Origin of the sequence: Sulfuriflexus sp., from assembly GCF_032250955.1 — a bacterium.
Classification (GTDB): Bacteria; Pseudomonadota; Gammaproteobacteria; order AKS1; family AKS1; genus Sulfuriflexus.
The window spans coordinates 1-25,552 of record NZ_JAVVES010000013.1 but is presented as its reverse complement, the minus strand read 5'-3'; the positions used below and the strand labels follow the sequence as shown (position 1 = coordinate 25,552).

The 25,552-nt window shown below is 57.5% G+C and carries 22 protein-coding genes; 6 read left to right on the top strand and 16 right to left on the bottom strand.

Translation table 11 applies throughout. From position 1 onward, the window contains the following. Nucleotides 1-3: 3 nt before the first annotated feature. From metH to def, 13 genes are all read right to left on the bottom strand, one after another. The gene (gene metH, locus RQ738_RS03680; protein WP_314162091.1) at nt 4-3,696 is read right to left on the bottom strand and encodes a methionine synthase; all 3,693 of its coding nucleotides are present in this window, start codon (nt 3,694-3,696) and stop codon (nt 4-6) included. Between the two features lie 325 nt (nt 3,697-4,021). Continuing rightward, nucleotides 4,022-4,465: an NfeD family protein gene (locus tag RQ738_RS03675; RefSeq protein ID WP_314162089.1), complete on the bottom strand. Its 444-nt coding sequence runs from the start codon at nt 4,463-4,465 to the stop codon at nt 4,022-4,024. After that, the gene (locus RQ738_RS03670; protein ID WP_314162087.1) at nt 4,465-5,400 is read right to left on the bottom strand and encodes an SPFH domain-containing protein; all 936 of its coding nucleotides are present in this window, start codon (nt 5,398-5,400) and stop codon (nt 4,465-4,467) included. The genes RQ738_RS03675 and RQ738_RS03670 overlap by 1 nt, the downstream gene beginning before the upstream one ends. A 396-nt stretch (nt 5,401-5,796) precedes the next feature. Next, entirely contained in the window at nt 5,797-6,114 is a 318-nt protein-coding gene (locus tag RQ738_RS03665) for a tetratricopeptide repeat protein (RefSeq protein ID WP_314162086.1), read from the bottom strand. Beyond that, a complete protein-coding gene (locus tag RQ738_RS03660) occupies nt 6,111-6,689 on the bottom strand; it encodes a class I SAM-dependent methyltransferase (protein WP_314162083.1) in 579 nt (192 codons plus the stop codon). The genes RQ738_RS03665 and RQ738_RS03660 overlap by 4 nt, the downstream gene beginning before the upstream one ends. A gap of 94 nt (nt 6,690-6,783) precedes the next feature. After that, nucleotides 6,784-8,232: a TrkH family potassium uptake protein gene (locus RQ738_RS03655; RefSeq protein WP_314162081.1), complete on the bottom strand. Its 1,449-nt coding sequence runs from the start codon at nt 8,230-8,232 to the stop codon at nt 6,784-6,786. Between the two features lie 4 nt (nt 8,233-8,236). Further along, a complete protein-coding gene (gene trkA / locus RQ738_RS03650) occupies nt 8,237-9,610 on the bottom strand; it encodes a Trk system potassium transporter TrkA (protein ID WP_314162080.1) in 1,374 nt (457 codons plus the stop codon). Nucleotides 9,611-9,616: 6 nt separating this feature from the next. Beyond that, on the bottom strand, nt 9,617-10,999 hold the full coding sequence (locus RQ738_RS03645) for a sigma-54 dependent transcriptional regulator (protein ID WP_314162079.1): 1,383 nt from the start codon (nt 10,997-10,999) through the stop codon (nt 9,617-9,619). Between the two features lie 96 nt (nt 11,000-11,095). Next, entirely contained in the window at nt 11,096-13,315 is a 2,220-nt protein-coding gene (locus tag RQ738_RS03640) for a sensor histidine kinase (RefSeq protein ID WP_314162078.1), read from the bottom strand. Further along, entirely contained in the window at nt 13,297-13,881 is a 585-nt protein-coding gene (locus RQ738_RS03635) for a DUF4390 domain-containing protein (RefSeq protein WP_314162077.1), read from the bottom strand. Before RQ738_RS03635 ends, RQ738_RS03640 begins: the two co-directional genes overlap by 19 nt. Before the next feature lie 97 nt (nt 13,882-13,978). Beyond that, nucleotides 13,979-15,310, bottom strand: a complete 1,332-nt coding sequence (rsmB, locus tag RQ738_RS03630) for a 16S rRNA (cytosine(967)-C(5))-methyltransferase RsmB (RefSeq protein ID WP_314162076.1) — start codon at nt 15,308-15,310, stop codon at nt 13,979-13,981. Next, nucleotides 15,297-16,250 (bottom strand): methionyl-tRNA formyltransferase, encoded by a 954-nt coding sequence (gene fmt / locus RQ738_RS03625; RefSeq protein ID WP_314162075.1) that lies wholly within the window; start codon nt 16,248-16,250, stop codon nt 15,297-15,299. Before fmt ends, rsmB begins: the two co-directional genes overlap by 14 nt. An 11-nt stretch (nt 16,251-16,261) precedes the next feature. After that, nucleotides 16,262-16,780 (bottom strand): peptide deformylase, encoded by a 519-nt coding sequence (def, locus tag RQ738_RS03620; RefSeq protein ID WP_314162074.1) that lies wholly within the window; start codon nt 16,778-16,780, stop codon nt 16,262-16,264. Nucleotides 16,781-16,958: 178 nt separating this feature from the next. Between def and RQ738_RS03615 the strand changes: the two genes are divergently transcribed. The 6 genes from RQ738_RS03615 to hemF all read left to right on the top strand — a co-directional run bounded on the left by RQ738_RS03615 (nt 16,959) and on the right by hemF (nt 23,643). Beyond that, the gene (locus tag RQ738_RS03615) at nt 16,959-18,011 is read left to right on the top strand and encodes a LysM peptidoglycan-binding domain-containing protein (protein ID WP_314162072.1); all 1,053 of its coding nucleotides are present in this window, start codon (nt 16,959-16,961) and stop codon (nt 18,009-18,011) included. A gap of 40 nt (nt 18,012-18,051) precedes the next feature. After that, nucleotides 18,052-19,176, top strand: coding sequence for a DNA-processing protein DprA (dprA, locus tag RQ738_RS03610; protein WP_314162071.1), 1,125 nt, complete (start codon nt 18,052-18,054; stop codon nt 19,174-19,176). A gap of 11 nt (nt 19,177-19,187) precedes the next feature. Then, nucleotides 19,188-19,667 (top strand): DUF494 domain-containing protein, encoded by a 480-nt coding sequence (locus RQ738_RS03605; protein WP_314162069.1) that lies wholly within the window; start codon nt 19,188-19,190, stop codon nt 19,665-19,667. A 125-nt stretch (nt 19,668-19,792) separates the two neighbouring features. Then, a complete protein-coding gene (gene topA / locus RQ738_RS03600; protein ID WP_314162068.1) occupies nt 19,793-22,105 on the top strand; it encodes a type I DNA topoisomerase in 2,313 nt (770 codons plus the stop codon). Further along, entirely contained in the window at nt 22,089-22,667 is a 579-nt protein-coding gene (locus RQ738_RS03595; protein ID WP_314162067.1) for an L-threonylcarbamoyladenylate synthase, read from the top strand. Before topA ends, RQ738_RS03595 begins: the two co-directional genes overlap by 17 nt. Before the next feature lie 61 nt (nt 22,668-22,728). Then, nucleotides 22,729-23,643 (top strand): oxygen-dependent coproporphyrinogen oxidase, encoded by a 915-nt coding sequence (hemF, locus tag RQ738_RS03590; RefSeq protein ID WP_314162065.1) that lies wholly within the window; start codon nt 22,729-22,731, stop codon nt 23,641-23,643. A 33-nt stretch (nt 23,644-23,676) separates the two neighbouring features. Here the strand turns inward: hemF and RQ738_RS03585 are convergent, their stop codons facing one another. The 3 genes from RQ738_RS03585 to RQ738_RS03575 all read right to left on the bottom strand — a co-directional run bounded on the left by RQ738_RS03585 (nt 23,677) and on the right by RQ738_RS03575 (nt 25,490). Next, nucleotides 23,677-24,528, bottom strand: coding sequence for an REP-associated tyrosine transposase (locus tag RQ738_RS03585; RefSeq protein WP_314162063.1), 852 nt, complete (start codon nt 24,526-24,528; stop codon nt 23,677-23,679). Nucleotides 24,529-24,642: 114 nt separating this feature from the next. After that, nucleotides 24,643-24,987 (bottom strand): hypothetical protein, encoded by a 345-nt coding sequence (locus RQ738_RS03580; RefSeq protein ID WP_314162062.1) that lies wholly within the window; start codon nt 24,985-24,987, stop codon nt 24,643-24,645. An 80-nt stretch (nt 24,988-25,067) separates the two neighbouring features. Beyond that, the gene (locus tag RQ738_RS03575; RefSeq protein WP_314162133.1) at nt 25,068-25,490 is read right to left on the bottom strand and encodes a transposase; all 423 of its coding nucleotides are present in this window, start codon (nt 25,488-25,490) and stop codon (nt 25,068-25,070) included. Between the last annotated feature and the right edge of the window lie 62 nt (nt 25,491-25,552).

Here is a 25,552-nt window from a genome sequence, read left to right as displayed (position 1 = left end):
ATATCAATCCTCATAACCCAGGTTCGGGGATAACCAGCGCTCGGTCTCGGTCACGGTCATACCCTTGCGTTTGGCATAGTCTTCGACCTGGTCACGGTTGATCTTGCTCACGGCAAAGTAACTCGACTCAGGATGTGAATAATAGATACCGCTCACCGCTGCCGTCGGTAACATGGCCATCGATTCCGTCAGTGTGATGCCGGCACTGTTATCGACGTCGAGCAACTCCCATAACAGGCCTTTCTCGGTGTGGTCCGGCGATGCCGGGTAACCACTCGCCGGACGAATGCCCTGGTAGGTTTCTTTCACCAGCTGCTCGTTACTTAATGACTCATCGCTGGCATAGCCCCAGAACTCCTTGCGCACCCGCTCATGCATGCGTTCGGCAAGGGCCTCCGCCAGGCGATCCGCGAGCGCCTTGATCATGATGGCGCGGTAATCATCATGTTCCGCCTCAAACTCAGAAACTTTCTCGTCAATGCCGATCCCCGTGGTCACGGCAAAACCACCGATGTAATCAGGCTTGCCACTGTCTTTCGGTGCCACAAAGTCTGACAGACACAGGTTGGCCTTGCCCGGCGGCTTTTCCTGTTGCTGACGCAGGTTGTGCAGGGTCATGCGCACTTCACTGCGCGTCTCATCGGTATAGATCTCGATATCGTCATCGTTGACACTGTTTGCCGGGAACAGACCAATCACGGCACGGGCCCTGAGCCAGCCTTCGTTGATAATCTGCTCAAGCATGGCCTCGGCATCGGCGAACAGCTTGCGCGCCTCCTCGCCCTTCTCCGCATCATCGAAGATCTTCGGGTAACGCCCTTTCAGTTCCCAGGCATGGAAAAACGGTGTCCAGTCAATGTAGTCACGCAATTCTTGCAGGGGGTAGTCAGCAAACACCTCTATACCCACTTTGGCCGGTACCGGTGGTGTGTAACTGCTCCAGTCTATTGCCGCTTTATTCTCGCGCGCCGCGTCCAGGGACAGCCACTTTGTCTGGGCACGACGACCGGCATGCTTGATCCGCACTGTTTCGTATTCTTCGCGCAGCTTACGGGTAAAGTCTTCGCGCCGATCTTCACTGATAAGATTCTGTGCCACGCCTACCGCGCGCGAGGCGTCCTTCACCCAGACAGTAGGGGCGTGGTAATTCTGTTCAATCTTCACCGCGGTATGCGCCTTCGAGGTCGTGGCACCACCGATCATCAAGGGAAGATCAAAACCAAGGCGTTCCAGCTCCTTCGCCATGTGCACCATCTCATCCAGGGAAGGCGTAATCAGTCCGCTCAGACCGATGATATCGACGTTGTGTTCCTTCGCCGCCTCGATGATCTTGTTGGCTGGTACCATCACACCCAGGTCAATGACCTCGAAATTATTGCACTGCAAGACTACGCCGACGATGTTCTTGCCAATGTCATGCACGTCCCCCTTGACGGTGGCCATGAGGATCTTGCCGTTACTCTGCGCGCCTTCGTTTTTTTCTGCCTCAATATAAGGTATCAGGTGGGCGACAGCCTTTTTCATGACCCGTGCCGACTTCACGACCTGTGGCAGGAACATCCTGCCGTCACCAAACAGGTCACCGACCACGTTCATGCCATCCATAAGCGGACCTTCAATCACATGGATCGGCCGGTCAAACTGCAGCCGCGCCTCTTCGGTATCCTCGATCACATAGGCATCGATACCCTTAACCAGCGCGTGCTCGATGCGCTTGCCGACAGGCCAGCTCCGCCACTCGAGATCTTCCTCTTTTCTACTGGTCGTGCCGTCGCCGCGGTACTTGTCGGCGATTTCGAGCAGGCGCTCGGTTGCATCCTCGCGCCGATTCAAGACAACGTCTTCGACGCGTTCCCGCAGTTCTGCCGGTAATTCATCATAAACGGCCAGCTGACCGGCATTCACAATACCCATGTCCATGCCAGCCTTGATGGTGTGATACAGGAACACCGCATGGATCGCCTCGCGTACCGGGTTGTTGCCGCGGAAAGAGAAAGAGACATTCGAGACGCCGCCGCTGACCAGCGCATGCGGGAGTGTTTGCTTGATCTTGCGGGTCGCCTCGATGAAATCGATACCGTAGTTATTGTGCTCCTCGATACCTGTCGCGATGGCGAAGATATTCGGGTCGAAGATAATGTCCTCGGCCGGGAAGCCGACCTGCTCGGTGAGGATCTTGTAGGCACGCGTGCAGATTTCGACCTTGCGTGCCTCCGTGTCTGCCTGGCCTTGCTCGTCGAAGGCCATCACAATAATGGCCGCGCCGTAACGACGACATAGCCGCGCCTGGTGAATGAAATTTTCCTCGCCCTCTTTCATCGAGATCGAGTTCACCACGCCCTTGCCCTGGATACACTTCAGGCCGGCCTCGATGATCGGCCACTTCGACGAATCCACCATGACCGGGACACGCGCAATATCCGGTTCGCCCGCTATCGAATTCAGGAAGGTCACCATGGCCTGCTCGCCGTCAAGCATGCCCTCGTCCATGTTCACGTCGATGATCTGTGCGCCATTCGCGACCTGTTCACGTGCGACCTCGAGTGCCTCGTCATATTGCTCTTCAAGTATCAGGCGTTTGAATCTGGCAGAGCCGGTGACATTGGTGCGTTCGCCAACATTTACAAATAACGAATCCGCGCCGATGTTACAGGGCTCGAGTCCACTGAGGCGACATTCGGCCGGTCTTTCGGGTATTTGCCGCGGCGGGTACTTGCTGACCGCTTCGGCAATGGCCTTGATGTGTGCCGGCGTGGTACCACAACAACCACCGATGATGTTCAGAAAGCCGTTGCGCGCCCAGTCCTCGATCTCTGCCGCCATCTGTGCCGGGGTCTCGTCGTATTCACCGAACTCATTCGGCAAACCGGCATTCGGATGCGTGTTGATGTGGCAATTGGCAAGGCCCGCTATTTCCTCGATATACGGGCGCAACTCCTTTGCACCCAGCGCACAGTTGAAGCCGAAGCTGACCGGCTGGATGTGATTCAGCGAGTTCCAGAAGGCCTCGGCAGTCTGTCCGGAGAGGGTACGCCCGGAGGCATCGGTGATGGTGCCGGAGATCATAACCGGCAGTCTCACGTTATGGGTTTCGAAATATTCCTCGATGGCAAACAGCGCGGCCTTTGCATTCAGGGTATCGAAAATGGTCTCCACCAGCAGGATATCTACGCCGCCATCGACCATGCCACGGATTGATTCACCATAGGCCTCGCGTAATTGGTCAAATGTTACATTGCGGAAACTCGGGTTGTTCACATCCGGCGAGATACTGCAGGTCCGGTTGGTCGGCCCCATTACACCGGCGACAAAACGCGGCTTGTCAGCGGAGGCGTATTCATCACAGGTCGCGCGGGCAAGTGCTGCGGCCTCGTAGTTAATCTCGTAAACCAGCTCCTCCATGCCGTAATCCGCCATCGAAATGGAGGTGGCATTGAAGGTGTTGGTCTCGATAATATCGGCACCGGCCTCGAGGTAGGCCCTGTGAATATCCATGATAATCTTCGGCTGTGAAAGCACCAGCACGTCGTTATTGCCCTTGACGTCACAGCTCCAGTCGGCAAATCGTTCGCCACGGTAGTCGGCCTCTTCCAGTTTGTAGGTCTGGATAAGGCTACCCATGGCACCATCAAGCACCAGGATACGTTCGGCCAAAAACTTGTGAAATAGACTCGTGCGACTGTGATGTTCCGACATGACTTTCAAACCTGATTTGCTGCCCTGCGCAAACCAGGCGCACAAGCGAGATATTAGAAAAGGCTTATTATAGCACAGCGCCCTGATACTTAAGGGTTATGCGGGGTGTCGCCTCTGCAGCGGCGCGAGCCAAAGGCACCAGCGCCGGTTGTATTCTTGCCGCCATACTGCCGTGGTAGCCGCAGGCACGGCGGCTGTCTGGCAGAAACCCCGCTGCCCATATTGAATTTACGGGAGCTTGTTACTGCCGAGTGATATTTATAGCGGTAGTCACGGGCAAGGAAAACATTCCGCGGTGCCCAAACGATTCACGGAATGCCCCCGTTTACACCCGCTCGATGCGCAAGACCACGCCATCCACCCCGGTCACCCGTACCTTGGTGCCGGCATCACAGTCTTCACCAACGATCTTCCAGCTACTGTCATCGACGTGCAATTTCCCCTGGCCGTCGACTATCGGCACCTCCAGGGTGAAGACGCGTCCCACATACTGCGCGCCGCGCCGGTTCAGGGCCGGCTGGTCAGAGACCTCGGGGTTTTTATTCCGCCATTGCCGGAAGATGACAATACTCAGCACCGAGACAATCGCAAAGATGACAAACTGCGCCTCCCAGCCCAGGTTCGGCATAAATATCATCAGGATACTGATAACGGCCGCGGCGATCCCAAGCCAGAGCAGGAAGGCCCCGGGGGCGAATATCTCGAAGATAATCAGGACCACCGCAATGATGCCCCAGTGCCAGGCGTTCAGCTCGGCAAACAGTTCCATTATGGTGCGTCCTTGTTAAAGGCCTGTTTGGCGATCTCGCTGATGCCACCAATCGCGCCGATCACACTTGTGGCCTCCAGTGGCAGGAACAGCACCTTCTGGTTCTCTGCGGCACCGATAGTGGTCAAGGCCTCTATATACTTGTTCGCGACAAAGTAATTAATCGCCTGCACATCACCCTTGGCGATCGCCTGCGACACCATCATGGTCGCCTTCGCCTCCGCCTCCGCTAGACGTTCACGGGCCTCGGCCTCGCGGAAAGCGGCCTCCTTGTCACCTTCCGCCTTCAGGATGGCCGCCTGCTTTTCACCCTCTGACTTGAGAATGGCGGCCTGGCGAAAACCCTCCGCCTCGAGGATGTTTGCCCGCTTGTCACGCTCCGCCTTCATCTGGCGGCCCATCGATGCAACCAGGTCCTCGGGGGGTGAAATATCCTTGATCTCGATACGCGTCACCTTCACGCCCCACGGTGTGGTGGCATCATCCACGACGGACAGCAGTTCTGCATTAATCTTGTCACGTTGTGACAGCAGTTCATCGAGGTCCATCGAGCCCATGACGGTGCGGATATTGGTCATGGTCAGATTGAGAATCGCGTCATCGAGGTAGTTGACCTCGTAAGCCGCCTTGGCCGCATCCAGTATCTGCGAAAACACCACCCCGTCCACCGTGACCATGGCATTGTCCTTGGTAATGATGTCCTGCGAGGGCACGTCCATGACCCGTTCCATCATGTTCATCTTGCGGCCGATGGCATCGATAAACGGCACAATGATGTGCAGACCCGGGCGCAGGGTCCTGGTATAACGGCCAAAACGTTCCACCGTGTATTCCATACCCTGTGGCACGACCTTGGCACCCTTGAAGACGAGGACAATGCCAACTACAAAGATGGCGATGATGAACAAATCGGCGGATCCGAAAGTTAGGGGCATGGTGTATCTCCTGATGTCATTATTATTCTGCTCCGCAGTATAGAGCGAGACGGGCCAGAGGTGCAGGGTACTTGCAGTAAAAAAATTCAACGCCGGTCGGGCCAGCCACGGTCGGACTCTGTTCGCATGAGTTTACCACAATCACAGCTTAAACCGCCTTAAAGTGGACTCCAAATTACCATATTCGCTTTATTAACCATAATATATTCAATAATCATGCAGAAATATTTAAAGTGGGAATATATTTCCTTTATAAGCCTGTTTTTCGGTATATAGTGGTTTATGGCCTGCATTATAAGGCCTTTTAACCCTTCTTTAGCCGCTTCTGTAACATGTCACGGTGCATACCAAACACCCGTTCTGCCACAGGCCCGGCCTTTGCAGCAGCCTGACAGGTCAGGCCTGTTTCTGCAGGCGACGCAGAAAGACACCCATTTCCCTGGCGGCCTGCTTGTCGCCCTGACCTTCGGCCACCTCAATGCCCTGCCGGTAAGCCTGTATTGCCGCCTCCGTATCACCGTTGGCGACCAGGGCCTTGCCGTAGATCTTCCAGGCCGCGGAATAATCCGGCTTTTGCCGCACGGCCTCGGCCAGGTGCGCGCAGGCCTGCGCATAATCCTCTGCCTTCAGGTATTCATTGCCGAGGCTAAAGCGTAACAAGGGATTATCCTGGCCACTGGCCAGCAGCTTTTCAAAGTTTTCCAGACTGCTCATATTCGCCTCTGTGCGACCAGCATCGCCACGTTGCGCCGGCCTTTGTCCATTGCGCCCACCAGGCCTTCCTCACGATAGGCGAGCACGTGCAGATCGCTAAACAGTCTCAGGAGTTCATTCCCGGCCAGCAGGTAATCCGGGTTGGACGGCCCGACACCCGACGGTTTTTCGCGCAGAAAGGTTTCGTAAAATAACAGGCCCTGCGGTTTAAGCGCCTTACTGATAAGCGGCGCAAGTTTTCGCTCGAGAAAATAACTCACCACAATGACATCAAAACTGTTTTCTGCTGGTGGGCATTGCACAATATCATGTACAGAGGCATGTACCGCCAGCCCGCGAGCCCCTGCGGTGGCCTGTAACTGCTCCACTGCCACGGGCGACAAATCCCAGGCCTCGACCTGCAAACCCTGCTCCGCAAGCAAGAGGGCATTGCCACCCCGGCCACAGGCCAGATCCAGTGCGTCGCCTGTTGCCGGTAGCAAGTGGACAAACTCGCGCAGCACATAACAGGCTGTCGCCTCCTCTTCGACCGCACGGTAACGGGCATTCCATTTTTCAGTCAGGTCTTTGTTCATACGAATTTATATGAATACAAACAGGTTTTATTAACAAGGTGGAATAAACACTCAAGGCATTCAGGTTTTGCAGGAAAGAACGCCAAAGAAAAAATCAACGCCGCCAGAAGGCCGGGGTCAGCAACACCAGGATTGAAAAAATCTCGAGCCGCCCGAGCAGCATGGCAAAGCACAGCATCCACTTCGCAGTATCATTAATGTCACCGTAATGCAGGGCCACTTCGCCCAGGCCCGGACCAAGGTTATTCATACTGGCCGCGACGGCGGAAAAGGCCGTTACCTGGTCGAGCCCCGTGCTCATGACAATAAGCAATATGATGCTGAAGCTGGCGACATAAGCGGAGAAGAAACCCCACACTGAGTTGATCACGCGATCCGATATGGCCTTTTTGCCAACCTTGACCGGGATCTGGGCACTGGGATGGACCAGGCGCATGATCTCCCGCATCCCCTGTTTTAACAACAACAGGAAACGAATGACCTTCATCCCCCCGCCAGTTGAGCCGGCACAGCCGCCTATAAAGCTGGCGAACAAGAGCAGCACCGGTAAGGTGCCCGGCCAGTCGGCGTAGCCGGTGGTCGTAAAACCGGTGGTGGTAGCAATAGACACAGTCTGGAAAAGCGCATGGCGGATCGATTCGCCAAAGGCATAGGTTTCGCTCAAGAACAAAAACCCGGAGGCAAGCACGGCAATGACGACCATGACGCTGACATACATACGCACTTCGGCATCCTGCAAATACGGCCGGATACTCAGCGAGCGCCAGGCCATGAAGTGCATGGCAAAGTTCATGCCCGCCAGGAGCATAAAGACAATGGCAATGCCCTCGATCAGGCTGCTATTAAAATAACCCATACTGAGATCGTGAGTCGAAAAACCGCCGATGGCGACGGTGGAAAAGCTGTGCGAAATAGCATCAAAGGTATCCATGCCCGCGAGCCGGTAGGCGAGGGCACAGGCAATGGTCAGCCCCAGGTAGATATACCAGAGCGCCTTCGCGGTTTCGGTAATGCGCGGGGTGAGCCTGGAATCCTTCATCGGCCCCGGCGTTTCGGCACGGAACATCTGCATGCCACCAATACCCAGCATCGGCAGGATGGCGACGGCCAGCACGATGATGCCCATGCCACCCAGCCACTGCAGTTGCTGGCGATAAAAAAGAATTGAATGCGGCAGACTGTCGAGGCCAGTCAGCACGGTGGCACCGGTCGTGGTCAGGCCGGAGACGGATTCAAATACCGCATCCGTGTAGGATATATTCAGATCTTCGTAAAGGATAAAGGGCAGGGCGCCGAACAGGCCGAGCACCGTCCAGAACAGGACCACGATCAGGAAGCCGTCCCGTAACCGCAACTCGCGCCGTGAACGAGATACCGGCAACCATGCGGCCAGCCCGGTCAGCAAGATAAAGACAAACGCCATGATAAACGGCACCATCGCGCCGTCATCATATAGCCAGGCCACGCCCGCCGCCGGCAACATGCTCAGACTGAACAGCATGAGCAGAAGGCCCAGGATGCGTTGTATGGCAATCGGCTGCATTGGCTTAGATAAAGGTAATGCCGACCTGGAAGAGTTTTTCGACGTCACCGATCCGTTTCTTGTCGACCAGGAACAGGATCACGTGGTCGTCTTCTTCAATCACCGTGTCATGATGGGCGATGATGACTTCTTCGCCACGAACGATGGCACCGATCGTCGTGCCCCTGGGCAGCTTGATATTCTCAATGGCGCGGCCCACTACTTTCGAGGTATGACTGTCGCCGTGTGCAATCGCCTCGATCGCCTCGGCGGCACCGCGCCGGAGCGAGTGCACGGCTACCACGTCGCCGCGGCGTACATGTGCCAGCAAGCTGCCAATGGTTGCCTGCTGCGGGGAGATGGCAATATCGATAGTGCCGCTCTGCACCAGGTCCACATAGGCGGCACGGTTAATGAGGGCCATTACCTTGCGCGCGCCCATGCGCTTGGCCAGCATGGCGGACAGGATATTGGCCTCATCATCATCGGTCAGGGCACAGAAGACGTCGGTGTTCTCAATGTTTTCTTCCAGTAACAAGTCCTCGTCTGCCGCATCGCCATAGAGAACAATCGTACTCTCCAGTTCCTCGGAAAGTCTCTTCGTCGCATCATAGTTATGATCAATAAGCTTGACCTGGTAACGTGACTCGAGTGACTTGGCCAGACGCCGGCCGATGTTACCGCCGCCGGCGAGCATGACGCGCTTGCACGGCTTGTCGAGTTTGCGCAGCTCGCTCATCACGGCACGGATATTCTTGTTCGCGGCAATGAAAAAGACTTCGTCATCGGCCTCGATAACGGTCGTGCCTTCCGGAATAATGGCGCGGCCGCGACGGAAAATCGCCGCCACTCGTGTTTCGATCTTCGGCATGTGCTTACGCAAGTCATGCAGTTCATGGCCGACCAGCGGGCCACCGTAATAGGCCCTGACAGCCACCAGGGATACCCTGCCATTGGCAAAGTCCAGTACCTGCAACGCACCGGGGTGTTCTATCAAACGCTGTACATAATCCTTAACGAGCTGCTCCGGACTGATCAGCACATCTACCGGCAGGGCTTCCTGGGTAAACAACAGCGGTCGCGAGAGATATTCGACTTCGCGCACGCGGGCAATCTTGGTCGGGGTATGGAAGAGGGTGTAGGCCACCTGGCAGGCGATCATATTGGTTTCATCGCTATTGGTGACGGCGAGGATCATATCCGCGTCTTCCGCGCCGGCCTGCGCCAGTACGCCCGGATGTGAGGCATAACCTACAACAGTGCGGACATCGAGACGATCCTGCAAGGTCTGCAAGCGCTTGCTGTCGGTATCGACAATTGTTATATCGTTCGCTTCACTAACGAGATTTTCCGCTACCGAACTGCCAACCTGCCCTGCACCGAGGATAATTATTTTCATTGCCGGCTACCCATCCGAGCCACTGGTTTTTTTTGTATCAATACCAAGGGCACGCAGCTTGCGATACAGGTGCGTGCGTTCAATACCGGCCAACTTGGCCACCTTGCCGACACTGCCGCCGACTTCCTGCAAACGGTGCTCGAAGTAGGCCTTTTCAAACTGCTCACGCGCTTCCCGCAACGGCAGATCGAAGATCTGCGGCATCCCGGCCGGCTGCCCGCCGGCCGGGATTCTTTCCTCGCTGAGCATCGGTTCAATCTCATCGAGTTCCACTGAAATCGCACCATCGCTGATCAACACGCGTTGTACCAGATTTTGCAGTTCACGGATGTTTCCAGGCCAGACGTAATGACGCAGACGGTTTTGTGCCGCCACCGTAAAATTGCGATAGGGCAGGTGATCGTGGGTCACAAACAGGTCCACAAAATGATTCAGCAACTCCGGAATATCTTCACTGTGTTCCCGTAGTGGCGGAATCTGCAGGGGCACCACGCTCAGGTGGTAATAGAGATCGTCGCGAAACTTGCCTTCGGTGACTTTTTTCTGCAAGTCATGATGGGTGGCGGCGATCACCCGCACATCGACCTTGACAGGCTCACTGCCGCCAACCCGCACAAAGGAACCGGTATCAAGGGCACTGACCAGGCGCCCCTGGGTGGCCAGATCCATGTCCGCAATATCGTCGAAATACAGAATCCCGCCATTGGCCTGTTCGATACGGCCAAAGTTAACCCGGCCTTCGCGTTCACTGCCAAACAGTTCGGTAGCGGAATGCTCATCCGCTATTGAGGCGACCCCGACCTCGATGAAGGGCCCGTCATTACGGGTACTTTTCAGATGCAGGTACACGGCTGCCTGGTGCTTGCCGCTGCCCGGTTCGCCGCTGATTAACACGCCGGCATCATGTTGCGCGACGCGCTCTATCTGCTCGCGCAGCTGCTGCATAATGACACTCTTGCCCAGCGGCTCGACGATCGGGCGCAGGTGTTCGCGCATATCAACGTTTTCACGCTGCAGCCTGTCGGCCTCGAGCGCGCGCTCCACGGTCAGTAACAGCTTGGCGAGGGACAGGGGTTTTTCGATAAAATCGTAGGCGCCGAGGCGCGTCGCCTCGACGGCGGTTTCCACCGTACCGTGCCCCGACATCATGATGACGGGCACATTGCCCACGCCTTCCGATTGCCATTCCTTGAGCAGGGTAATGCCATCGACATCCGGCATCCAGATATCAAGCAGGATTAGATCCGGCCGGCGGGTGCGACGCGATTCGCGTGCCTCGGTAGCATTTTCAGCCACGGCAACATCATAGCCCTCGTCAATCAGGATCTCCTGAACAAGGTTCCTGATATCCGGCTCGTCATCAACAACAAGAATGTGTGCCGTACTCATGTCTGGGTCGTTTCTGCCTGTCTTTTTGTTTTGTCAGTCTGCTCGTCTGCGCATTGTAACGCGGCGGGCGTATTTTGCTAATCCGGGCCGGGTTTTTTACCGCATTTCCGGCCTGCCGGTCCCGCCGTGGCTTGCCTGCACCAGACCACTATGCAGTACCGGCAAGCGTATCACGATGCAGGCACCACCCTGTTGACTGTTTTCCGCCCAGACCATGCCACCGTGTTCTTCGACAATCTTCTTCACGATCGCCAGCCCCAGGCCGGTACCCTTGGTCTTGCTGGTGACATAAGGCTCGAATAACTCATTCTGCAAATCCGTCGGCAGGCCGGGGCCTTCATCACGCACGCGCAATTCCACAAAGCGGCAATTCGACTCTTCCATACAGCGCGTCGAAACATGCACGCATGGCTTCGGCATCGATTCCATCGCCTCGAGGGCATTTTTAATAAGGTTGTGCAGCAACTGACGCAGGCGCCCGACATCGGCCTCAACCTGGGGCACCGCGGTGTCGAAGCTGACGTCGATATCCAGCTGCGCGGCCTCATGCCGGTAAAGATCCAGTACCTCATTAACCAGGGCATTCAGGTTCAGGGGTTCCAGTTTCATTTGCGGGGCGCGCGCATATTCAGAGAATGCATCGACCATGGCCTTCATCGCCTCGACCTGTTGCACAATCGTATGCGTGGAGCGGTCCAGTAGCTCGGCCGATTCCTTGTCCATCGTTTTCAGGTACTTGTGCCGCAGGCGTTCCGCCGAGAGCTGAATCGGGGTCAGCGGATTCTTGATCTCATGTGCGAGGCGACGCGCCACTTCGCCCCAGGCCGCGTCGCGCTGGGCCTGTACCAGGGTGGTCACGTCCTCGAACACAATCAGGATATCGCCGGCATGCGCTTCAGTCGCGGGCAGGCGCACACCGCGACACATCACGACCTGGCGACCGCCACGGCCAAAGAGGATAATTTCCTCACGCCATTCCTCTGCATGATCGAGATGCGGGGCAATGGCCTCAACAAAATGCCTGATCGTTGGTTGCTTGACTGCCAGTTGCGTGAAAGGCTGGCCCAGTTCGGGCTCGAGCTCGACACCGAGAATCTGGGCGGCGGCCTGGTTAACTGTGCGCAAGGTGTATTCCCTGTCCAGAGTCAGCACGCCGGAACTCAGGTGTGCCAGCACGCCCTCCATGTAGGCGCGCTGCTCCTCGGCCTGTTGCCGGCTTTGCTGGGCATCGTTACGGGCACGTTCAATCCGGCGCGTCATCTGGTTAAACGACTGCACGAGGAAACCCAGTTCATCATTGCCCGATAACGGCAGGCGTTTACTGTAATCACCGGCCGCCACCGCACGGGTGCCTTCCGCCAGGTCAGAAATCGGTTCAACCATGCGCCGCGCCGAGAAGAAGGCCGCCCAGACCGCGCTGAGAATACTCAGTAACAAGACCAGCGACAGTGTCAGGATGAACGAAAACTTCAGGGGCTGTCGCAGGAAGACCAGCTCCTTATATTCGGAAAAGGCCTGCTGCACACTATCCGCCAGCTCACTTTGGCGCTCGGCGACCGGGAACAGGGCCTGAACGGCGCGCACATCGAAACCCGGCGTCGTCACGGGCACGCGGATCACAACGCGGATATACAGGCCCTTGTCACCGATGGGGGTCAGGCCGACGTAATGCCTGCCTTCGCGGATATAACTGAGAATGGATTCATCAGGCCTGTTCGGGTTAATTATCAGGGTATTACTGCCACTACTCGAGGCAATGATCCGGCTGCCGGCAAACAGGGTCATCTCGTGTGCGCCGCTACGGTTCACCAGATCATCCAGCGCCAGGGCGGCGGTATCAACCGATACATCCGCCAGTTCTACTGACATACTGTCCATCTGGCGCAACAAGTCACGCATCCGGTTATCCAGCGAGCTGCGTGACAGTTCCAGTGAATCTTCCAGCGCCTGCTCAATGCGCACATCAAACCAGTTATCGATACCGCGGTGTAAAAACTCTACCGAGAAGTAATAAACAATGGAAACCGGCACGACCGCAATCAGAATAAACATCCCCAGCAGGCGCGTGGTCAGTCGCGAACCGGGGGCGTTGCGTTTATAGCGCAAATAAAGGCGATAACTATTGGCACCGATCATCACCACCAGCATGGTCAGGCCGATGATATTGGTAATCAGGAGGATATCGTAATGGCGATTGAAGGTAGCCGAATCGTTCGTGGCTCCGCTCATCAGGTAGAGAGACAGCAACAACAGGACTGACAACAGGGCAGCCGACAGGGGTCCGGAGGTCAGCCGTTTCAGGAACTTAGTGGGCATACATACCACTCACTGTGCAATCTCCATTCATGGCTTAACCAGGCCATCGGTCGTAGCGGCGCCGGCAGGGCATTGATATCGATGTGGCTACGCAACTGTACCTGGTAGCGCGCATCTGTCTCTTCCAGCAAGGACTCGTCCAGTAACGGCAATGCCTCGATCTCGCCCATGGTCTGCAGGGCGGCGGGCAAGGAGCGAAAACTCTGCTGAGCGCCACTGTTCAGGTTCCTCACAATATATTGTTCGCTCAGGGCGTGAAACTGGACGGTGTATTTCTGTAGCAGGCTGGCCACGGTTTTGTTCCACAGGTAGTCGCGTTGCCGCTCAATCTCTATCTGCAGACCAATCGTAATCGGGACGCCATTCGCAAGCGCCTCATGGATCGGGTCACTCAGCTGGTACCGGATATCGGCCTCGAGCTGATAGACACCATCAACCAGCCGGGTGCGCGCGTCACGGACGGTAAAGTCTGCGGCCTGCAGCCAGCCGGCCGCCAGCAACAGGGCTGCGGCCAGCAACAGTGGCCAGCGCGAATACCGAATGGGCTGTGTTAAGAATGGCGACATGGGTGATAACGACCAGGATCAAACCGCGGCCTGACAACATCTCTTATTTATAATATATGGCTGATGTTATACCCGCGCATGACACGCAGACAAATCATTACGCCGATTTTTCCAGCACAGCATAATAAAAGCCGTCCATATCCGCCTCACCGGGCAGGATTTGCCGGCCGGCGGCTTGCGGCCTTCCCCAGTCTGCGGCAAGCGGTTGTTCTTGTGCATCTGCCTGCCGTGCGAGGAAGGCCTCGATCTGGGCGGTATTCTCGGCACGCAAGATGGAGCAGGTGGCGTAAACCAGTCGTCCCCCGGGCTTGAGCACCGACCAGAGCCGGTCGAGGAGCCCGGCCTGGGTGGCCACCAGCGTCTCGATATCCGACTCGCGGCGTAACAGCTTTATGTCCGGGTGACGGCGGATCACCCCGGTGCCACTGCACGGTGCATCCAGCAGGATACGGTCAAAGCGTTCACCTTCACTCCAGGCCGCCAGGTCTGCTGCATCGGCAACCCGCAGGTCGGCACTGAGTGCCAGCCGGTCGAGGGTCTCGGCGACACGACCCATCCGCCGCGCATCACTATCCAGCGCCACCAGTTCGGCCGCGCCATCCCGTGCCGCCAGCCCCTCAAGGATATGCGCGGTCTTGCCGCCCGGTGCCGCACAGGCATCGAGGACCCACTGGCCCGGTTCAGCTCCAAGCAGGCCGGCCGCCAGTTGCGCGGCGGCATCCTGTACCGAGACCCGGCCGGTGGCAAAACCAGGTAGCGCGTCCACGGGCATGGCCGCAGCCAGTTGCACGGCCGTGTCGACCGCGACGACAGGCCCGGCGTCGATAGCCTCGGCCTGCAAGGCCGCAAGATAGGCCTCACGATCGCCCTGGGCCAGGTTCACGCGCAATGTCATCGGCGCGCGGGCATTATTCGCGGCCACGATCGCCTGCCAGGCCTCTGGCCAATCGGCCTGCAGGCGCGCCAATAACCATTCCGGGTGCTCATAGCGCTGAACGGCCGTCAGGTGCCCGAGCAGGTGCACGCTCTCACGCTGGTACCTTCTCAACAGGGCATTGATCAGGTTCCTGGCCCACGGCTTTTTCAGGGTTTGGGTGGCGGCCACGGTCTCATTGATCGAGGCGTGATCCGGCACCCGCAGATGAATCAGCTGGTACAGACCTACCATGATGAGGCAGCGCACATCCGCGTCTTTGGCGCGAAGCGGCTTGCTGAGCAAGGCATCGGTCAGGGCGGAGAGGGAAAAGACATGGCGTAGCACGCCGTAACAGAGTTCCCGCAGCAAACCGGCATCACGGCCGGCAGCTTCCTCTTCCTCAAGACGCTGCTGGAGCACCGCTGTCAGTGACTGGCCATCTTCGATGACCCGGGCCAGCACCCGTGCCGCCTCGGCGCGGGTATTTTTGGCCCGCGGCTTAGTCTTCGCCATCAAAGCAGACCCCGCCGTTGCGCAGGGCCGGATGGGCATTCACAAAATCGGCCGCACTCATGCGCCGCTTGCCCGCCGCCTGGACCTCGAGCAGGCGCAGCACGCCCTCACCGGTAGCGACATCGATACCGGCCGGGCCGGCCGCGATCACCGTGCCCGGGGTCGCCGGGCTGGTTTCTCCACTCACCTCGCTGCGCCAGACACGCAGCGTTTCACCCTCAAGCCGGGTCTGCGCCACCGGGTAGGGATTAAAGGCACAGACCTGGTGATGTAACGACAATGCCGGCCGCCGCCAGTCCAGCGGGGCCTCGGCCTTACTGAGCTTGGCCGCGTAACAGGTCTGAGCCTCATCCTGTCGTTCCGGCCGGGCCAGGCCTTTCGCCAGTGCGGCGATGCTGCCAAGCAGGGCATTGTTGCCAAGCGATGCCAGCCGGTCATGCAGGTCGGCGGCGATTTCATTATCACCAATTGGCGTAACCACTTTCGCCAGTATGTCGCCGGTATCCAGACCCTCGGCCATTTGCATTATGGTGACCCCGGTCTCGGTATCGCCGGCAAGGATAGCGCGCTGGATCGGTGCCGCGCCGCGCCAGCGTGGCAACAGCGAGGCATGTACATTGATACAGCCGAGGCGCGGGATCGCCAGCACCGCCGACGGCAGGAGCATGCCGTAGGCCACCACGATCATGATATCCGGCTGGTAGGCTGCTAGCCGCGCCTGTGCCGCGGGGTCTTTGAGGCTGGCAGGCTGCTCGACTGGCAGGCCCCGCTCAAGGGCGCATTGCTTGACCGGGCTCGCGGTCAGCTTGCGACCGCGCCCGGCTGGCCGGTCCGGCTGAGTGTAAACGGCCTTTATCCGGTGCGGGGAATCCAGCAGGGCCTGCAGGCTTGGCACGGCAAAATCCGGCGTGCCGGCAAAAACAATATTCAGTGCTTGCATGCATCCTGCTCTTATAGGGAGACGTGATCCGCGTCGTGTTTGTAGGCCTTTTCCAGCTTTTTACTGATGCGCTGCTGTTTCAGGGGCGAGAGATAATCAATAAATACATTGCCATCGAGATGGTCGATTTCGTGCTGGATGCAAACCGCCAGCAGACCATCAACCTCGAGCTCGAAAGGCTTGCCATCACGGTCGAGCGCGCGCACGGTGATCCTCTCGGCCCGTTCAACCTTTTCATAGATACCCGGCACCGAGAGGCAGCCTTCTTCCATGACTTCGCCACCCTCCTTGCTGATGATCTCGGGATTGACAAACACCCTGGGATCATCCTTTTCCTCTGAAATATCAATTACTAACATTCTTTCATGAATGTCTACCTGGGTTGCGGCCAGGCCGATCCCGGGGGCCGCATACATGGTCTCCAGCATATCGTCGAGCTGCTGGCGATGGGTGTCGGTAACGACGGCGATCGGTTTCGCCACCGTGCGCAGGCGCGGATCGGGGTATTTGAGTATGTTTAATTTAGCCATGTGAATTGCGTCAACAAATTCTAGTATTTACACAGGTTAAGCTGCTAAGATAATGATCATAATGGATTCCGTCCCCGATTGCGCGATCCGATATACGCGATATCCGGCACGGGAAATACTAATGATTGAGTAAACTCCGGATTATCGCTAAAAGTCCGGTATAACAAAAGGGATGCTCATGTTAGCCAGAAAATTTTTTACGTTCGTTTTCCTGTGTCTGGCCAGTGCCTTGCTGGTTGCCGCCCCCCCGGTGCTGAATAATTCACATCCCGACAACTACGTCGTCGTCAAGGGCGATACCCTCTGGGATATCTCGGCCCGTTTCCTGCGCGACCCCTGGCGCTGGCCGGACGTCTGGCAGGCCAACCCGCAGGTCAAGAACCCGCACCTTATCTACCCGGGCGACGTTATCAGCCTCACTTACGATGCTGACGGCAAACCGGTTCTCAGCATCAAACGCGGCCGGCCGACAGTGAAACTCTCGCCGGAGGTACGCGCCAACCGACTGGACCGCGCCATCCCGACCATCCCGCTGGACGCGATTCGCCAGTTCCTGTCACGGCCGCTGGTCATCTCCCAGGAAGAACTCGATGCCGCCGCCTATGTCGTCGCCACCGCCGATGAACATGTCATCGCTGGCGCCGGGGATCGCGTCTATGTTCGCGGCATCGAGGGTGACAAACAAGCCAAGTTCAGTCTCTTCCAGCCAGGCAAGCCCTACCGCAACCCCGGCGCTGACGAGGATGATATCCTGGGCATCGAGGCCATTTATGTCGGTGAAGGTACCGCACTGGCCTTTGGTGACCCGGCTACCCTGTTACTGACCAGCACCGAACGTGAAGCCCGTCGTGGCGACCGCGTCATGCCTTTCGATGCCGAGGAAATCAATGAACACTTCCTGCCGCACCCACCGAAAGCAACCATTGATGGCTCCATCATCAGCGTAGTCGACGGCGTCAGCCAGATTGGCCAGCACCAGATCGTGGTATTAAACAAGGGCCAGCAAGACCAGGTCGATGTCGGTACGGTGCTGAGCGTGTACCGCCGCGGCGAAACCATCAGTGACCTGGTCACTGAGGAGGTTCGCGATGATACCGTCACACTGCCGGATGAACGCGCCGGCACGGTAATGGTTTTCCGCAGTTTCGAGCGCGTCAGTTTCGCCCTGGTGATGGATGCCACGCGCCCCATGCATCTCTATGATGCCGTGCGGAATCCACCCGAACTCTAGATAAATAACCAGCCAATCGGCGGGGCAGGGAGGCCTTGTCATGAATACACCAGAGGACGGTCGCGAGTGTTCGCTTCCTGATAACAACCCTTCGCTGGAGACACTGGCCGACTGGCTGGTGCTCCTGCATGCGCCGCGCCTGGGTGCGCGCGGGCTGCTGACACTGCTGACAGAATACGGCAGCCCGCAGGCCATCATTGCCGCCGCCGCGGATCTCGCACCCGCACTCCGCGCCTATCTGCAAAACCCGGATAACAAATCCGTTCAGCTTGACCTCGACTGGCTCGAGGCCCGGGACGGCCGGCATATCCTGTGCATCGACTCGCCCCTCTATCCACCGATGCTGCAGACCATTCCCGACCCACCGCCGGTGTTATTTATCGCCGGTGACCCGGCCTGCCTCAGCCAGCCACAACTGGCCATGGTCGGCAGCCGCAATCCAACGGCGGGTGGCCGTGAGCATGCGCAGGCCTTTGCCGGCGAACTCGCCCGGGCCGGGCTGGTCATCACCAGCGGCCTGGCACTGGGTATCGATGCGGCGGCCCATCACGGCGCCATGGCGGCAGCGGGCAAGACGGTGGCGGTGACCGGTAACGGCCTGGACAGCATCTACCCGGCCCGCAACCGCTCACTGGCAGGGGAGATCGCCCGGCACGGCGCCATCGTCTCCGAGTTTCCGCCCGGTACCCCGCCGCTGGCAGCCAACTTTCCGCGCCGCAACCGGATTATCAGTGGCCTGAGCATCGGTACCCTGGTCATCGAGGCCGCCTTGCGCAGTGGCTCCCTGATCACGGCCCGCCTTGCGGCCGAGCAGGGCCGCGAGGTCTTTGCCCTGCCCGGTTCGATCCACAACCCGATGGCCAAGGGTTGTCACCGTCTGATCCGGGACGGCGCGACCCTGGTAGAAACCTCGACCGACATCATCGCGGAACTCGGCAGCCTGCTCGGCGCTTTGGAACAAACTGCCCCCGCAGAGACGACCGAAAGCGCCGAAAAGTCGCCAACTCACCCCTTATTTGTCCATTTGGGCCATGATCCGGTCGATATTGACACATTGGTTGCCCGCAGTGGATTGACGGCGGAGCAAGTTTCGGCGATGCTGTCCGCACTTGAATTACACGGCAGTATAGAGGCGCTACCGGGAGGCCGGTATTGTCGCAGCTGAAAAAAGGCTCAATGAAAGAAAACGTACTCGATGTTCTCGTCTACCTGTTTGAAAACTATATGGCAGATGATATCGACCCCCCCCAGGATCACGAATCCCTGCAAACTGAATTACGCCAGGCCGGTTTCGGTGCTGGCGAAATCAGCAAGGCCTTCGACTGGCTCGAAGGCCTGACCAGGTTGCACGGTAGTGACAGATTACCGAAGCTGAAAAATCCTTCGGCGCTACGCATCTATATCGATGAGGAAACCGACCGCATCGATGTCGAGTGTCGCGGTCTGATCATGTACCTGGAAGAGGCCGGCGTGCTCGATCAGCACAGCCGGGAACTGGTCATTGACCGCATCATGGCGCTGGAGGCCGAAGAGGTCGACAGTGATGTAGTCAAGTGGGTCGTGCTCATGGTGCTCTTCAACCAGCCAGACCAGGAGGCCGCCTATGCCTGGATGGAAGACTTCGTTTTTGAGGAAAACTTCGGCCAACTGCACTAGGCCGGCACAGCCATCCCGAGGATTAAATACGGCGGGCGGGCTTCTCTTTTGCAGAAAATTGGCTTAACGTGAATAAGCAAGCAATCAAAAAAGGAACCACGGGCCGCTAACGCCCGGCTGCAACAATGGGCAAAAATCTCGTTATCGTCGAATCACCGGCGAAGGCAAAAACCATCAAGAAATACCTTGGCAAGGACTATGAAGTCCTGGCTTCCTATGGTCATGTGCGTGACCTGCTGCCAAAAGAAGGCGCCGTCGATACCGCGCACGACTTCGAAATGAAGTATCAGCCCATCGAAAGAAACCAGAAACACATCGATGCGATTGCCAAGGCGTTGAAAAAGTGTGACGCCCTGTACCTCGCGACTGACCCGGATCGCGAGGGTGAGGCCATTTCCTGGCACCTGCTGGAATTACTCAAGCAAAAGAAACTGATCAAAGACAAGCCGGTCGGCCGTGTCGTCTTCCACGAAATCACCAAGCGCGCCGTCCAGGATGCCATCGCCCAGTCGCGCGATCTGTCCTATGACCTGATTAACGCCCAGCAGGCACGCCGGGCGCTCGATTACCTGGTCGGTTTTAACCTCTCGCCATTGTTGTGGAAAAAGATCCGCCGCGGTCTTTCCGCCGGCCGTGTACAAAGCCCGGCGCTGCGCATGATCGTCGAGCGCGAAATGGAAATCGAAAAGTTTGTGCCACAGGAATACTGGAGCATAGAGGCCGATGTTGCCGCGAAGAAGAAGGCCTTCGCCGCCAAACTGCAGCAGTACCACGGCGAAAAACTGAACCAGTTCAGTGTCACCGACACCGAACAGGCCCATGCTATTGAGCAGGAACTCAACGACGCGGCGCAGGGCAAGTTACTGGTCGCCAAAGTCAGCAAGAAACAGCGCAAGCGTAATCCGTCCGCGCCGTTCACTACCTCGACCCTGCAACAGGAAGCCTCGCGCAAACTCGGCTTTACCACGCAACGCACGATGCGCACCGCGCAGCAGTTATATGAAGGTATCGATACCGGCGATGGCGCCGTCGGTCTGATCACTTACATGCGTACCGACTCGGTGACTCTCGCCAACGAGGCGCTGGATGAAATCCGCGCGGAGATCGCCAAGCGCTTCGGCAAGGAGAAGGTCCCGGCCGAAGCCCGCACCTTCAAGACCAAGGCCAAGAATGCCCAGGAGGCCCATGAGGCGATTCGTCCTACCTCGGCGGCGCGTGACCCTGACTCGATCAAGAAATCATTATCCACCGAGCAGTTCAAGCTCTACTCGCTAATCTGGAAACGCACCATTTCCTGCCAGATGATCCACGCGACCATCGATACCGTGTCTGCCGATCTGCAGGCCGGCGAAGGTAACCTGTTCCGTGCCAACGGTTCGACCATTGTCGACCCCGGCTTCATGGCCGTGTACATGGAAGGTGTCGATGACCAGCCGGAAGAAGCTGACGAAAAACTCTTGCCGCCATTGAAAGAAGGCGACAGCGTCGATCTGAAAAAGATCCGTCCCGAACAGCACTTTACCGAGCCGCCACCGCGCTTTAACGAGGCGACGCTCGTCAAGGCCCTCGAGGAACACGGCATCGGCCGCCCCTCGACCTATGCCTCTATTATCTCCACCTTGCAGAACCGCGAGTACGTGGAGATGGACAAACGCCGCTTTATCCCCACGGATGTCGGCCGCGTCGTCAACAATTTCCTGACCAGGTATTTCACCCAGTATGTCGATTACGACTTTACGGCGCACCTCGAAGATGACCTCGATGCCGTCGCCCGCGGGGAGAAAGACTGGGTGCCACTGATGCGCGACTTCTGGCAACCCTTCAAGGACCTGGTCGACGATACCGAGAAAAACGTTGACCGTCGCGATGTCACGCACGAAAAGATCGAAGAGAAGTGCCCGAAGTGTGGCGGCGAATTATCGATCCGACTTGGTCGCCGCGGCCGTTTCATCGGTTGTATGAATTACCCCGAATGCGACTATGCCCGTAACCTGAATGGTGACGACGACAGTAAGGACGCCGAACTCCTGCAGGGCCGCAAGTGCCCCGATTGTGGTAGCGACCTGGTCATCAAGCATGGCCGCTATGGCAAGTTCATCGGTTGCAGCGGCTACCCGAAGTGCAAGCATATCGAGCCTATCGAAAAACCGCAGGATACCGGCGTCGAGTGCCCCGAGTGCCACAAGGGCCACATCCTCAAGCGCAAGTCACGCTACGGCAAGATCTTCTATTCCTGCGAACGCTACCCGGACTGCACCTATGCGCTCTGGAACGAGCCGCTGGCCGAACCATGCCCGAAGTGTAACTGGCCGATCCTGTCAGTGAAGACCACCAAGAAGCGCGGTACCGAAAAGGTCTGCCCGCAAAAAGACTGCCGTTTCTCCGAACCTTACGACCCACCGGCCAGGCCTGATGGCGAGGATGACGAAGAAGCCTGACGCACGCGCCAGGCGCTGGCCGATCCGCCAGGCAGCAGCGACACTGCGCAGCGGCGGGGTGATCGCCTATCCGACCGAGGCGGTGTACGGCCTCGGTTGCGACCCCCTCAATCTCGACGCCGTTGTGCACCTGCTCGGTATCAAGCGCCGCGACCCTGACAAGGGCCTGATCCTGGTCGCCGATGACATCCAGCGCCTGTTGCCCTTTATCGACATCACCGCCGCGCAACGCCACACCCTGACACAAAGCTGGCCGGGGCCACACACCTGGCTGGTGCCGGCACAGGACTGGGTGCCGGAGTGGTTGACCGGCCGGCACGATACCCTGGCCGTGCGCGTCAGCGCGCACCCGCTGGTGGCCGCGCTGTGTCGCGAGGCGCAGATGCCCATCGTCTCCACCAGCGCCAATCTCGCCGGCCATCCGCCGGCCCGCAATGCACTGCAGGCGCGCAGGAACCTGGCCGGGCAGGTCGATTTTTTCCTCACCGGCAGGACCGGCGGCCACAGCCGGCCCACCACCATCCGTGACCTGAGAAGCGGGCGCCTGATCCGCGCCAGTTAAAACCGCCACGCGGTTACTCGCATTCGTCAACGACCCACTCACTGTGGTTTAATACGGCGCCATGGACATACCAGATATCAATGCCGTCAAGGCCTACCTGCTCGACCTGCAGGACCGCATCTGCGCCGGCCTCGAAACCGAGGACGGGCAGGCCACCTTCGAACAGGACGACTGGCAGCGCGAGGGCGGGGGTGGCGGTGGCCGCACCCGGGTCATGACCAATGGCGCCATCTTCGAGCAGGCAGGCATCAATTTCTCGCATGTCGAGGGGCCGAGTCTGCCCGCCGCCGCCACCGCACACCGCCCCGAGCTGGCCGGTCGCGGCTTCCAGGCCATGGGTGTCTCGCTGGTCATTCACCCACATAATCCCTACGTGCCCACCTCACACGCCAATGTGCGTTTTTTCATTGCCGAGAAAGAGGGTGCCGCGCCGGTCTGGTGGTTCGGTGGCGGCTTCGACCTGACTCCCTACTACGGCAATGAAGAAGATGCCGTGCACTGGCACGAGACCTCACGCGCCGCCTGCGCTCCGTTTGGCGAAGACGTCTATCCGAAATACAAAAAGTGGTGCGACGAGTACTTCTACCTCAAGCACCGTAATGAACCCCGCGGCATCGGCGGTCTGTTCTTCGACGACCTGAACGAGGCGGGCTTTGAACAGAGCTTTGCCTTCATGCAAAGTGTCGGTGACCATTACCTGCCGGCCTACCAGCCGATTGTCGCCCGCCGCAAGCATAGCGAATATGGCGAACGCGAACGTGACTTCCAGCTCTACCGTCGCGGCCGCTATGTCGAGTTCAACCTCGTCTACGATCGCGGTACCCTGTTCGGCCTGCAGACCGGCGGCCGCACCGAGTCCATCCTCATGTCACTGCCACCGCTGGTAAAGTGGCGCTACAACTGGCAGCCGGAGAAAGGTAGCCCTGAGGCCGAGCTGTACGAGAAGTATTTGCAGCCGCAGGACTGGCTGAAATGATTGATGATTCCCCAACGGGGTCCCCCAACGGGGTCAGGTCTTGCGTTTTGCCCGAGCGTTTTTCAGTATGCGACTGACCCGAGAATAGTGTATGTCAAAGTACTCGCCTATGACCTTCATGCTGTACCCGCCACTGGCGTACGCCAGGCGGATGGCCTCATCCCGGCTCGCAGCTTGTCGTTCATAGTCCGGCAGTGATTTCGGCACAGGCCGTCGCTGGGCCGTCGGAATTTCGCTCAGGTCCTTGTCAGGACCCAGTTCCCGCTGGAGTTTTTCAACAAATACTTCATCACCCAGGTAAATCTGGTTGGTCAGCCCTGCCCAGGGTGAAGGTTGATTTTTGCCCTCGGAGACAAAGGTCCAATAGGCGCGCATTGCGGCCAATTTTCGGTTGCCGAAGGCCGCCAGAATCCAGTCTGTGGTCAACCAGTCGGGCCGCGTAGTCTGCCCGGTCGTAGCCCGATAACTGCTCCAGGGCCATTCCCGCGCGCTGTGCACCATTCGGGCCCGGACCGGGTTGAGGACAATGTAGCGCGCCAGCTCGAGCAGATAGCTCTCTTTTTGCACGATGATGGCCGTGTAGCGGCCCTGGAAAACATGCCCCACCCGGTGATGGCGACGATTAGTGCGTTGGGTATACACCCCGTTGAGCTGGCGCATGCCCAAGGACAGGTTCGCATCCGGAGTCTCGACCAGTAAATGGTAATGGTTGCTCATCAGGCAATAGGCGTGGACATGCCAGTTAAACCGGTCGCAGACGTCGCCAAGGATTTCCAGGAAAGTCAGGCGATCGGTGTCATCCAGGTAAACCTCTTCCTGACGGTCGCCTCGCGAAGTGATGTGATATAACGCACCGGCAAATTCAATCCGTAGTGGCCTGGCCATCTTTGCACCTCCTTGTGCAACGTATGTTTGTAATCCTGGCTATCTAACCGACCTATAAGGCAAAACGCAAGACCTGACCCCGTTGTTTGTTCATGTTTGTTCATAACAGGGCTATCACAACAACTCATTATTTTCCGAGAATTCACCCCGTTCTAGTTTGGGGATAACCATTTCTAATTCATCAATACGTTCTTTCGTGCAGAATGATTTTATGCGCTTGCTCTGAGCATGATGGAAGCTCACGCCATTTATTTCGTGGATAATAGGAGGATTCCCATATTTTTTACTCATCTCAGATAAAACCCTATCCTTTTTATATTCTATGTTACATGTGAGTGCCGCACCTGCACGTGACCAAGCATATTGTAAACCTGAATCCCAACCCATTGCGTCTACTCCAGTAAAACCATTTTTATAATGGTACTCATACGCCTCGGCCGTAATTTTATAATCTGTCATACCACCTGTGCCTGAATACTCTGCCTGGATGTTGCTTGCAATTAATAAAATGGCTCTTCCCCAGATGTGGTGGGTAAGATTTACCGTATAACACCATCAGGATAAAGATCCAGTCCGCCAAGGTGAAAGTAGATTGCATTCGCAAAACGGTCTTTATTACGAAAACCACGGCTGCGTACCTTGATCATTTTGATGCGACTATTGAGTCCCTCTGCTGGACCATTACTGACCTTTAATACAACAGCGTTGAGTATGCCCCACAGATGTTCTTTTATCGTTCGAGCCACTTTCTTGATGGGGTCAAGGCGACTTCGAACGGCCCATGACAACCACCGTTCCCAGCCTTTAAGCGCCCATTTTTTATTCACGTAATGCCAGAGTGACATGGCCAGTTCCTTTATGGCCCAGGCACGTGCTGTCTTGAGTGCGCTGTCGCGCAAGACTTTGAATCGTATCTTTTGTTTGCGGGACATGTTGGCAGAATTATAGGCTCTTCCCCAGATGTGGTGGGTAAGATTTACCGTATAACACCATCAGGATAAAGATCCAGTCCGCCAAGGTGAAA